A 12,147-nucleotide genomic window follows, 5' to 3' on the forward strand; every position below is an offset into this window, starting at 1 on the left:
AAGCAGTTGGGGTTTTGTTTTGCCTGCGAGAAAGTTCTTACAGGCTTCGCAGACCTCGTCCGGCTGTCACAGCCGGCCGACAATGCTAAGGTTCTGCCTCGGCTTTAGCGATTTTCCAAGGAATCCATATGTCGGACGCCCAGTCCCTCAACGCTGCATTCATGGTGGTTCAGAGCAACAGTCTCGATGAGCTGCGCAGTCTTGTGGTCAGCATCATGCGGCGCTACCCACTGGCACCCTTGGAAAACGAAATCGCTTTGGTGCAAAGCAACGGCATCGCCCAATGGCTCAAACTCGCATTGGCCGAAGATCCTGAAGACGATGACCTTGGCGGTTGCGGGATCGCTGCGGCGATTGACGTTCAACTACCCGGCAGTTTCATGTGGCAGCTGTATCGCATGGTATTGGGACGAGAAGAGATTCCGGCGAAATCCCTGCTCGATAAAGCTCCGCTGACCTGGCGTCTGATGCGCCTCTTGCCACAGGTAATCGATCGCCCCCATTTCGAGCCGCTGCAACGCTTCCTCACCCATGACAGCGATCTGCGCAAGCGCTATCAATTGTCAGAGCGTCTGGCCGATCTGTTCGACCAATATCAAGTTTATCGGGCCGACTGGCTCGAGGACTGGGCTGAAGGGCGTCATCAACTGCGCAATGTCAGAGGTGAAATAAAGCCGCTGCCACCGACCAGTTGCTGGCAGGCAGAGTTGTGGCGAGCGCTGCTGGATGACGTCGGCGAACAGGGCATGGCGCAGAGTCGTGCCGGCGTGCATCAACGCTTCATGGAACGCATCAACATACTCGACAAGGCCCCGGCTGCGCTGCCGCCGCGCGTGATCGTCTTTGGCATTTCTTCATTGCCCGCACAAGTTCTTGAAGCGCTCGCCGGTCTGGCGCGCTTCAGTCAGGTTCTGCTTTGCGTACACAACCCCTGTCGCCATCACTGGGCCGATATCGTCGCCGACAAGGACCTGCTGCGACATCAATACAAGCGGCAACAACGCAAAAGCGGGATGCCCGTTGTACTTGATGCCGAGACCCTGCATCAGCACGCACATCCGTTGCTGGCCGCTTGGGGCAAACAAGGTCGCGACTATATCAACCTGCTCGACAGCTACGACGATCCCAACAGCTACCGCGCAGCCTTTCGTGACGGCCGCATCGACCTGTTCAGCGAAGCCCAGCCGCACAACATGCTTAACCAGCTTCAGGACGACATCCTCGAATTGCGCCCCCTCAACGAGACTCGTGCGCTCTGGCCCGCTGTCGACCTGACGCAGGACCAATCGATCCGGTTTCACATCGCCCACAGTGCCCAGCGTGAAGTCGAAATCCTGCACGATCAACTCCTGGCGCGTTTCAGCGCCGACCCGGCTCTACGCCCACGGGACGTGATCGTGATGGTCCCTGATATCGACAGCTACGCCCCGCATATCCGCGCGGTTTTCGGTCAGCTCGATCGATTTGACCCGCGCTTCATTCCGTTCACTTTGGCGGACCAGGGCCAGCGAGGACGTGATCCATTACTGATCGCCGTCGAGCACCTGCTCAAGCTGCCGGACAGCCGTTTCCCGGTCAGCGAGATTCTCGACCTGCTCGATGTTCCAGCTCTGCGTGCTCGCTTTGGCGTAGAGGAACGTGACCTGCCAACCCTGCACCGCTGGATCGAGGGTGCCGGCGTGCGTTGGGGCATGAGCGCGGAACAACGGGCCGGTCTCGGATTGCCTGAGGAACTGGAGCAGAACAGCTGGCATTTCGGTCTACGCCGAATGCTGCTGGGCTACGCCGTCGGCAGTGCCGATGCATGTGCAGGTATCGAGCCTTACGACGAAATTGGTGGACTTGACGCTGCCCTGATCGGGCCATTGGTGGCGCTGCTGGATGCCTTGGAAATCGCTCATCAGCAACTCACGCAACCGGCTCAACCGAAAGAGTGGGGGCTGCGCTTGCAGGCGCTGATGCAAGTGTTCTTTCAGGCGAGCAACGAGCACGACGACTACCTGCTGACTCAGCTCGAAGAGCTTCGCGAGACCTGGCTGGAGACCTGCGAGGCGGTCGGCCTGACTGACGAACTGCCGCTGACTGTCGTGCGCGAAGCCTGGCTCGCCGGGCTCGATCAGGGCCGTTTGTCACAACGATTCCTCGCCGGTGCGGTGAATTTCTGCACCTTGATGCCGATGCGTGCCATTCCTTTCAAACTGGTATGTCTGCTGGGCATGAACGACGGCGATTATCCGCGCGCCCAGCCACCGCTGGACTTCGACTTGATGGGCAGCGATTACCGGCCTGGCGACCGCTCACGACGTGAGGACGACCGCTATCTGTTACTTGAAGCGCTGTTGTCCGCGCGCTCTCAGCTCTACATCAGTTGGGTTGGCCGCAGCATCCGTGACAACAGCGAACGACCCGCCTCGGTGCTCATCGGCCAGTTGCGCGATCACCTCGCCAGCGGCTGGCGTTCAATCGACCCTACCCAGGATCTATTGGAAGCGCTGACCGAAGAACACCCCCTGCAACCTTTCAGTGCCCGCTATTTCCACGAAGGCGAGCAACTGTTCAGCTACGCCAGCGAGTGGCAGGTGTTGCATCAAGAGAAAACGCAGCAAAGCGAAGCGCCGTTACTCGCGCCATATGTTCAAGAGGAACCGTTGACGCTGGCATTGCTGCAGGATTTTCTGCGTAATCCGGTTCGGCATTTTTTCACCCAGCGTCTCAAGGTCTATTTCGAGGCGGCGCAAGCGCCGTTGGCAGATGAAGAACCTTTCGTGCTGGACGCCCTACAGCGCTACACGCTGAGCGACAGTTTGCTGGAGGCCGCACTCAGTCAGCCGGACGATGTCGATCAGGCACTGCACGCCCGGGCGCTGCGCCTGCAAAACAGTGGTTTGTTGCCGATGGCCGGTTTTGGCGAGTGTCTGCAGCGAGAGTTGATCGAACCGCTACCGGATCTTCTGCAGCGTTATCAACAGTTGCTGACGTTATGGCCGACGCCATTGAGTAGTGCAATCCCGGTCAGTCTCGACTTGCAGGGTTTGCGGTTGGAAGGCTGGCTCTCGAGCCTGCACCGACGTGAAGATGGCGGCCTGCTGTCGGTCACGACCATTCCCAACAGCATCGGCTCGATCAAAACTCGCAAGTGGCATCGGCTGACCAAATCGTGGGTTACCCATCTGGTCGCCTGCGCCAGCGAGCATGCGCTGACCACGGCATTGGTCGCCAGTGACGACACGTTGTTGCTGGAGCCAATGGAGCGAGACCGAGCGTTGCGTTTGCTCGGTGACCTGCTTCTTGCCTGGCAATCAGGCATGCGCCAACCCCTGCCGATTGCGATAAAAACCGCGTTCGCCTGGTTGTCTCAAACTGACCCGGTCAAAGCCGAAGCAGCTGCGCGAAAAGCCTATGACGGTGACGGCCAGACCAGCAACGGCGAGCGGCGTGAAAGCCCGGCACTGCTCCGGCAATATCCCGACTTCGATGCATTGTTGGCAGACGAAACCTTCACCGGCTGGTGCGACGCGTTGTACCGCCCATTATTCGAAGCGCCGTGGCGTTCCTTGTCCAGCGAAGGTGCGCGCGCATGAATACCAAAACACCGTTGGCTCTGGCCTTCCCGCTGCGCGGCAGTCAGTTGATCGAAGCAAGCGCCGGCACCGGTAAAACCTTTACGATTTCGGCACTTTATCTGCGGCTGATTCTCGGCCATGGCGGCGAGACAAGCGGTTTTGCACGAGAATTACTGCCGCCGCAAATCCTCGTAGTGACGTTTACCGACGCTGCTACCAAAGAGCTGCGTGAACGCATTCGGACACGCTTGGCTGAGGCCGCGCGGTTCTTCCGCGACGAAATTGTTGCCCCGGACGGACTGATTGCCGAGCTGCGCGATCAGTTCGATCCGCAGCAATGGCCGGGCTGCGCCAACCGCCTCGATATCGCCGCGCAGTGGATGGACGAAGCCGCCGTCTCGACCATTCACAGCTGGTGTCAGCGCATGCTGCGCGAGCATGCGTTCGACAGCGGCAGCCTGTTCACGCAATCCCTGGAAACCGATCACAGCGATCTGCTTGGCGAAGTGTTGCGCGATTACTGGCGACTGTTCTGCTACCCGATGCAGGGCGATGCGCTGAACTGGGTGCGCAGCAATTGGGGTGGCCCCGCCGCGTTGTTGCCTCGGGTGCGCGGCTTGTTTGCCAGCGAGCGTGACACCGATGAAGGCAAGGCGCCCGCGGAGCTGATCGAGGAGTGTTTGCTGGAGCGGCGAGCGGCGTTGGTCGAACTGAAAATGCCTTGGCGTGACTGGGCAGACGAGCTGCTTGCTCTCTGCCATGAAGGCGTCGCCAGCAAAACCGTCGATGGCCGCAAAATGCAGGCGCGTTATTTCGAGCCCTGGTTCGAGAAACTCAAGACCTGGGCCGAAGACGAGACGCTTGAACAACTGGACATTGGCACCGGCTTCACCCGATTGACGCCCGATGGCATGGCCGAGGCCTGGAAAGGCCAGGCTCCCAGTCATCCGGGGCTGGACGCCATGTCCGGACTCAAGTCGAGCCTGGATACCTTGCCGACGCCCGATGCTGCTGTTCTGCAACACGCTGCCAAGTGGGTCGGCGCGCGTTTTGAAGAAGAGAAGCGCCGTCGCGCAGAAATGGGGTTCGACGACATGTTGCTACGTCTGGATGCCGCGCTGCAATCGGAGGGCGGCGAGCGTCTGGCAACGCTGATCCGCGAGCAGTTCCCGGTCGCGCTGATCGACGAATTCCAGGACACCGACCCGGTTCAGTACCGCATCTTCGAGAGCATTTACCGCATCGAAGACAATCACCCTGACACCGGCCTGTTCCTGATCGGCGACCCCAAGCAGGCGATCTATGCCTTTCGTGGTGCCGACATCTACACCTATCTGCGCGCACGTCAGGCCACTACCGGCCGTTTGCATACACTAGGCACCAACTTCCGCTCCAGCCACGGCATGGTGACAGCGGTTAATCACGTATTCGAACGCGCCGAGTCCCGAGAGCAGGGGCGCGGCGCGTTTTTGTTTCGGGAGAAAACCGGCGAGAACCCGGTACCGTTCCTGCCGGTCGAGTCTCAGGGACGCAAGGAAACGCTGCGGATTGCCGGGCAAGACGTCGCAGCACTGAATGTCTGGCTACTGCCCAGCGATCAGCCGCTGTCCGGCGCGGTCTATCGCCAGCAAATGGCCGCCGCCTGCGCCAGTCAAATCACCGCACTGCTCAATGGCGGGCAAACCGGCAGCGCTGGTTTCTTTCAAGCAGACGACTTCAAAGGTTTACGCCCTTCGGACATCGCGATCCTCGTCCGCGACGGTAAGGAAGCCCAAGCCGTACGCGCCGAACTCGCCGCCAGAGGTGTGCGCAGTGTTTATCTCTCGGACAAGGATTCGGTGTTTGCCGCCCAAGAGGCGCACGATCTGCTGGCCTGGCTGAAGGCTTGCGCCGAACCCGATGTCGAACGCTCGCTCAAGGCTGCGCTGGCCTGCACCACCCTGAACCTGCCGCTGATCGAGCTGGAGCGCCTGAACCAGGATGAAATGGTCTGGGAAGCCCGGGTCATGCAGTTCCGCGGCTATCGAGAGCTCTGGCGCAAACAGGGCGTGTTGCCGATGTTGCGCCGCCTGCTTCACGACTTCCACCTGCCGCAAACCCTGATGCAGCGCAGTGACGGCGAACGCGTGCTGACCAACCTTTTGCACCTGTCGGAGCTGATGCAGCAAGCCGCTGCTGAACTGGACGGCGAGCAAGCGCTGATCCGCCATCTGGCCGAGCTGCTGGCACTGTCCGGTCAGGCCGGTGAAGAGCAGATTCTGCGTCTGGAAAGCGACGAGCAACTGGTCAAAGTGGTGACCATCCACAAATCCAAGGGGCTGGAATATCCGCTGGTGTTCCTGCCATTCATTTGCTCGGCGAAACCGGTGGATGGCAGCCGTTTGCCGCTGCATTACCACGACGCTGCGGGCAAGGCGCAGATCAGCCTCAAGCCGACCCCCGAGTTGATCGCCCTGGCTGACGATGAGCGTCTGGCCGAAGATCTGCGTCTTCTGTATGTCGCGTTAACCCGCGCGCAGCATGCCTGTTGGCTGGGCGTTACTGATCTCAAGCGCGGCAATAACAACAGCTCGGTGTTGCACCTGTCTGCGCTGGGTTACTTGCTCGGTGGCGGTGCCGCTTTGGGCGAGTCCAGCGAATTGAATCGCTGGCTGCGGGATCTGCAGCAGGACTGCCCGGCCATCGGCATCGGCGAAATGCCTCATCCCACTGAGGAGCATTACCAGCCGCCGCTCAATGAAGCAGTCCTGCGAGCCACGCTACGGCCCAAGCGCAAAGCCAGTGAAAACTGGTGGATCGCTTCCTATAGCGCTTTGCGCATCAGCGACATATTGAGCGTCGGCAGCGATGAAGCACCGGACAGTCCGCAGGCGCAAAAGCTCTTCGACGACGAGCGCCTCGATCCCGACGCGCCACATGAAATCAGCAGCGGTGGCGCCGATATCCACCGTTTTCCTCGCGGACCGAATCCCGGCACGTTTTTGCATGGCTTGCTCGAATGGGCGGGCGCTGAAGGTTTTTCGGTTACCCGCGAAGCGCTGGAAGATGCAATTGCCCGGCGCTGCAACCTGCGCGGCTGGCAAGGCTGGATCACCACGCTGACTGACTGGCTGCAGCATTTGCTCAAGTCACCGTTGCCGATCGCTGGCGGGCAACCGCCGGTGGTTCTTGAGCAGCTGACGCAATACCGCGTCGAGATGGAGTTCTGGTTCGCCAGTCACAAAGTCGACGTGCTCAAACTCGACGAACAGGTGCGCCAGCACACCCACAATGGCGTCGCCCGGGTGTCGGCGGAGCCGGTACAACTCAACGGCATGTTCAAGGGCTTTATCGACCTGACCTTCGAGCACGCTGGCCGCTATTACGTCGCCGATTACAAATCCAATTGGCTCGGCGTGGATGATCAGGCCTACACGGTGCAGGCGATGGAGCAGTCGATCCTCGACAACCGTTATGACCTGCAATACGTGCTGTATCTGCTGGCACTGCATCGCCAGTTGAAGGCGCGGCTGGCGGATTACGATTACGACCGTCACATCGGCGGGGCGCTGTATCTGTTTCTGCGCGGTACGCGTGCGGAAAGTCGTGGCATGTACTTCGTGCGTCCGCCACGGGAATTGATCGAACGCCTCGACCGGATGTTCCAGGGCAAACCCGAACCCAAGTCCGAACCCGCCTGGGAACAGGGAGTCCTGCTATGAGCCGCACATTCGCCGATCTGCTGCCGACGCCGCTGGAAGCGGACAGCCTGTCGAAACTCTCGCCGCTGACCCGCGCCGATGATTTGCTGTTGTTGCTGAGCCGTTGGGTCGAGCGCGGCTGGCTGCGCGCGCTGGACCGCGCCTTTGTCGCGTTCCTGCATGAACTCGAGCCCGAGACCGATCCGCTGGTGTTGCTCGCGGCGGCGTTGACCAGTCACCAACTCGGCCATGGTCATGTGTGTCTGGACCTGTTTGAAACCCTCAAGGCGCCGGATTTTGCACTGTCATTGCCGCCCGAAGGCGACGTGCAGGGCGGTGTGTTGTTGCTGCCCTCGCAATTGCTCGAAACGCTCGATGGAGCCCATTGGTGCAAAGTGCTGGCAAGCAGTCCATTGGTGGCCCTGGCCGCTGACCCGAGTGAAACAGCGCAGACACGTCCGCTGGTGCTGTCCTCGAAACGCTTGTACCTGCGCCGCTACTGGACCTACGAACGCCGCATCGATGCAGCGTTGCGCCAACGCTTGATGCAGCAGGAGCCGACGCCGGATGATCTGCCGCAGCGTCTGAACGAATTGTTCGGCGGCGCGGAATCCGCAGCTGTCATCGATTGGCAAAAACTCGCCTGCGCCATCGCAACGCGCAGCGCCTTCAGCATCATCACTGGCGGCCCGGGCACCGGGAAAACCACTACGGTGGTGCGCTTGCTCGCGTTGCTGCAGGCACCGGCCGTCGAGGCTGGCCATCCGCTGCGCATTCGTCTGGCCGCACCGACCGGCAAGGCCGCTGCGCGTTTGACCGAGTCGATCAGTCAGCAAGTGCAATCACTGCAAGTCGCCGAAGCGGTGCGCGCGGCGATCCCCAGCGATGTGACCACCGTGCACCGTCTGCTCGGCAGTCGACCGGGCACCCGGCATTTCCGTCACCATGCCGGCAACCGCCTGCCGCTGGATGTGCTGGTGGTCGATGAAGCGTCGATGATCGACCTGGAAATGATGGCGAACTTGCTCGACGCCATGCCGGCCCATGCTCGGCTGGTGCTGCTGGGCGACAAGGATCAGTTGGCCTCGGTCGAGGCCGGTGCGGTACTGGGCGATCTGTGCCGTGACGCCGAGGGCGGTTGGTACAGCCCGCAAACGCGACAATGGCTGGAGTCTGTCAGTGGCGAGTCGTTGCAGGGCAGCGGTTTGCATGAAGATCGCGACGGCACCCATCCGTTGGCGCAACAAGTGGTGATGCTGCGTCACTCGCGCCGCTTCGGCGAGGGCAGCGGTATCGGTCAGCTTGCGCGCCGGGTCAATCAGCAATTGGCCGACGAGGCGCGACAGTTGCTCGCCGCTGGCGGCTACGACGACGTGTATTCGCTGCCGCTCAAAGGCGAGCACGATCTCAAGCTCGAACGTCTGCTGCTCGAAGGTCACGGCAACGGCCCGCAAGGTTACCGCCATTACCTGAGCGTACTGCGCGATCAGCGTCCACCGTCGACGCGGCCCCTTGAGCATGCGGCCTGGACCGATTGGGCGCGGGAAGTCTTGCAGGCGTTCGACACGTTCCAGTTGCTGTGCGCCGTGCGCAAAGGGCCATGGGGCGTTGAAGGTCTGAACCAGCGCATCACCGCTGCGTTGCTCAAGGCGCGTCTGATCGAGAGCGATCAGCAGTGGTATGAAGGTCGGCCGGTGCTGATGACACGCAACGACTATGGTCTGGGCCTGATGAACGGTGACATCGGTATCGCCCTGAAACTGCCCGAGCGTGAAGGCGCAGAAATCGGCAAAACGGTTCTGCGCGTGGCCTTCCCGCGTAACGATGGTCAGGGCGGCGTGCGCTTCGTGTTGCCGAGTCGACTCAATGATGTCGAAACCGTGTACGCCATGACGGTGCACAAGTCCCAGGGTTCGGAGTTCGCCCACACGGCGCTGATCCTGCCGGATGCGCTGAATCCGGTACTGACCAAAGAGTTGATCTACACCGGGATTACTCGCGCCCGGCACTGGTTCACCTTGATCGAGCCGCGTGCCGGCGTGTTTGAAGAGGCGGTGCTGCGCAAGGTGAAGCGGCTGAGCGGGCTGATGCTGGAGCTGGAGGAGGGTGCCGAGTCTCAGGGATGAAGTGCTGAATGACCGACAACGAATACTGACCAACCGGTCAGAGGCAGGCGCCTCGCTGGTGTTCTAGCGCTGTGCTATCGTTGCGGCATCATTTCGTTACGCTCCAAGAGAATCCCTCCATGAAGGTGGCCGTCTGGGCGACACAGCGTGTGGTGGCCTGCCAGCACGCATTGCTGATCGTTTTGCTCTGGTTTTTGACGGGCAGCGCCATCGCCCAAGCGCAAACCGGGCCGGCCGAGCAACGGGCCAAAGCGGTCACACAAGTGGTTCTTGGCATCCTCAGTTATGCACGCTGGCCGGTGGAACCAGCGCAATTGCGTCTGTGCATCGTCGGCCCCACCGAATACACCGATGACCTGGTCAAAGGCACCACCCAAGCCACGGGTCGGCCGGTGGCTGTGCGGCGTCTGCTGGCGGACAACCCGGCCATCGTCAGCGAATGCGACGCGGTGTACATCGGCAAGCTGACCGCCGATGAACGCAGTCGCCTGTTCGCATCGTTGATCGGGCATCCGGTGCTGAGCATCAGCGAAGCAGACGATCAATGCACCGTCGGCAGTCTGTTCTGCCTGCGCGTTGGCGATGAACAAGTGTCGTTCGAGGTCAATCTCGACTCCGTGGCTCGCAGTGGTGTGCGCATACACCCCAGCGTCCTGCAGTTGTCCCGTCGCAAAGCGGCGGCGCCATGAAGCTGTTCAGTTGGAAGGCTCGCCCCACCCTTGGTTCGGTCATTGGCCGTGGGCATTTGATTGTCGCGCTGGTGGCGGTAGCGATGGCCAGTGTTTCGCTGACCTTGCTGGGCGTGCTCGCGCTGCGGGTGTATGCCGATCACAACCTGCATTTGATCGCCCGTTCGATCAGCTACACCGTCGAAGCGGCCGTCGTGTTCAATGACAAAGCGGCGGCAACCGAGGCGCTGGCGATCATCGCCGCCACCGAGGAAGTAGCGGATGCCCGAGTGCTCGACGCGCAAGGCCAATTGATCGCGCAATGGCAGCGCGCTGAAACCGGCTTGTTCTCCGAGCTGGAAATGCAGATCACCCGCGCTCTTCTGGAAAAACCGGTGAGCCTGCCGATTGAGCATCAGGACCGCGAAATCGGTCGCGTCCTGCTCATCGGTCACGGCGGCAGCCTGATGCGCTTCCTGCTTAGCGGCCTCGCCGGGATTGTGCTGTGCACCGCGATCAGCGCCTGGGTCGCGCTCTATCTGGCGCGGCGGCAGTTGCGCGCGATCATTGGCCCATTGCACAGCCTCGCCTCCGTCGCCCACGCCGCGCGCAGTGAGCGAGCGCTGGATCGGCGCGTGCCGCCGGCGCAAATCGCCGAACTGGACAATCTGGGCAACGACTTCAATGCCTTGCTCGGCGAACTCGAGTCGTGGCAAACCCATCTGCAAAACGAAAACGAAACTCTCGCTCACCAAGCGACCCATGACAGCCTCACCGGTTTGCCCAACCGCGCGTTTTTCGAAGGCCGCTTGATCCGCGCCTTGCGCAACGGCAAAAAACACGATGAGCGGGTCGCCGTGCTGTTTCTCGACAGCGACCGCTTCAAAGGCATCAACGATAACTTCGGCCACGCCTCGGGCGACGCAGTGCTGGTGGCCATCGCCAATCGCGTGCGAGCGCAATTGCGCGAGGATGATCTGGTCGCGCGGCTGGGTGGCGACGAGTTCGCCGTGCTGCTCGCGCCACTGCACACGGTCGAAGACGCTGAGCACATCGCTGACAAGATTCTCGCCAGCATGGACATGCCGATCACCCTGCCCGGCGACAGCAGTGTGGTGACCTCGCTGAGTATCGGCATCGCCGTTTACCCCGATCATGGCGCCACGCCGGGTGCCTTGCTCAACGCAGCCGACGCGGCAATGTACCAGGCCAAGCGCCTGTCGCGTGGCGCGCAATTCACCGCCGGGTCGGAGCGCCCGGTCGATTCCGTTCACACCAGGAGCTGATGCCCGTGTTCACACTTCCCTTTCGACTGTTTTCCGCATTGCTGCTGATGGCCGCGCTGACCCTGAGCGGTTGCCAGACCGCCCCGCAAAAGGGCCTGACACCGGCGCAGGTCGCCGTGCTCAAACAGCAGGGTTTCGAGTTGACCGACGACGGCTGGGAGTTCGGCCTGTCGGGCAAAGTGTTGTTTGGCAGCGATGTCGAAAGCCTGAATGCAGCCAGCACGGAAATCGTCGAACGCATCGGCAAGGCGTTGCTCGGCGTGGGAATCGAGCGGGTGCGCGTCGATGGCCACACCGATGCGTCGGGCAAGGAAACCTACAATCAGCAACTGTCGCTGCGTCGGGCCAAGAGCGTCGGCAACGTCCTCGGCACGGTCGGCATGAAGCAGGAAAACATCCAGCTGCAAGGCCTGGGCAGCAGCGAACCGGTGGCTTCCAACGACACCGCAGCGGGGCGCACGGAAAATCGCCGGGTGTCGATCGTGGTCAGCGCCGACTAATCGGCAAAGCGCATCTCCCGCGTTTCACCCATCAACAACGCCTGATTGCGTTCAGTCATCTCACGGATGTAATCCCACAACAAGGTGATCCGCTTCAACTTGCGCAGATCCTCCCTGCAGTACATCCAGAACTACAGGACGTAGGGGTTCCACCCAATGATCACGGGACCCTAACGCCATGATGACCACTTCCAAGCCCTATCCTGTTACAAGTGCTGTCACAAACTCTGCTCTAACTCTCAGGCCGACCACGAGGCTCGCTAAGCCCTATCACTACAGGCGCAACGGCATCTACTATCTACGCCTCAGAGAGACCGGCAGCAC

General features: G+C 61.1%; 6 protein-coding genes and 1 pseudogene. 6 read left to right on the top strand and 1 reads right to left on the bottom strand.

The annotated features are described in order from the left end of the window. Positions 1 to 128 precede the first annotated feature (128 nt). The 6 genes from recC to PSH90_RS03415 all read left to right on the top strand — a co-directional run bounded on the left by recC (position 129) and on the right by PSH90_RS03415 (position 11,823). Positions 129 to 3,581, top strand: coding sequence for an exodeoxyribonuclease V subunit gamma (recC, locus tag PSH90_RS03390; protein WP_305382165.1), 3,453 nt, complete (start codon positions 129 to 131; stop codon positions 3,579 to 3,581). Further along, positions 3,578 to 7,264, top strand: a complete 3,687-nt coding sequence (recB, locus tag PSH90_RS03395; RefSeq protein WP_305382166.1) for an exodeoxyribonuclease V subunit beta — start codon at positions 3,578 to 3,580, stop codon at positions 7,262 to 7,264. The genes recC and recB overlap by 4 nt, the downstream gene beginning before the upstream one ends. Next, complete coding sequence (recD, locus tag PSH90_RS03400; protein ID WP_252887282.1) at positions 7,261 to 9,369, top strand: exodeoxyribonuclease V subunit alpha; 2,109 nt, start codon at positions 7,261 to 7,263, stop codon at positions 9,367 to 9,369. The genes recB and recD overlap by 4 nt, the downstream gene beginning before the upstream one ends. Positions 9,370 to 9,488: 119 nt before the next feature. Then, positions 9,489 to 10,058: a YfiR family protein gene (locus tag PSH90_RS03405; protein ID WP_305382167.1), complete on the top strand. Its 570-nt coding sequence runs from the start codon at positions 9,489 to 9,491 to the stop codon at positions 10,056 to 10,058. Then, positions 10,055 to 11,323, top strand: coding sequence for a diguanylate cyclase domain-containing protein (locus PSH90_RS03410; protein ID WP_252887284.1), 1,269 nt, complete (start codon positions 10,055 to 10,057; stop codon positions 11,321 to 11,323). Before PSH90_RS03405 ends, PSH90_RS03410 begins: the two co-directional genes overlap by 4 nt. Then, the gene (locus PSH90_RS03415) at positions 11,323 to 11,823 is read left to right on the top strand and encodes an OmpA family protein (RefSeq protein ID WP_305382168.1); all 501 of its coding nucleotides are present in this window, start codon (positions 11,323 to 11,325) and stop codon (positions 11,821 to 11,823) included. The genes PSH90_RS03410 and PSH90_RS03415 overlap by 1 nt, the downstream gene beginning before the upstream one ends. Here the strand turns inward: PSH90_RS03415 and PSH90_RS03420 are convergent. Next, a pseudogene (locus tag PSH90_RS03420) lies at positions 11,820 to 11,954 on the bottom strand (LysR family transcriptional regulator); the annotation flags it as partial. The gene PSH90_RS03415 and the pseudogene PSH90_RS03420 overlap by 4 nt on opposite strands. Between the last annotated feature and the right edge of the window lie 193 nt (positions 11,955 to 12,147).

Origin of the sequence: Pseudomonas sp. FP1762, assembly GCF_030687105.1 — a bacterium.
Classification (GTDB): domain Bacteria; phylum Pseudomonadota; class Gammaproteobacteria; order Pseudomonadales; family Pseudomonadaceae; genus Aquipseudomonas; species Aquipseudomonas siliginis.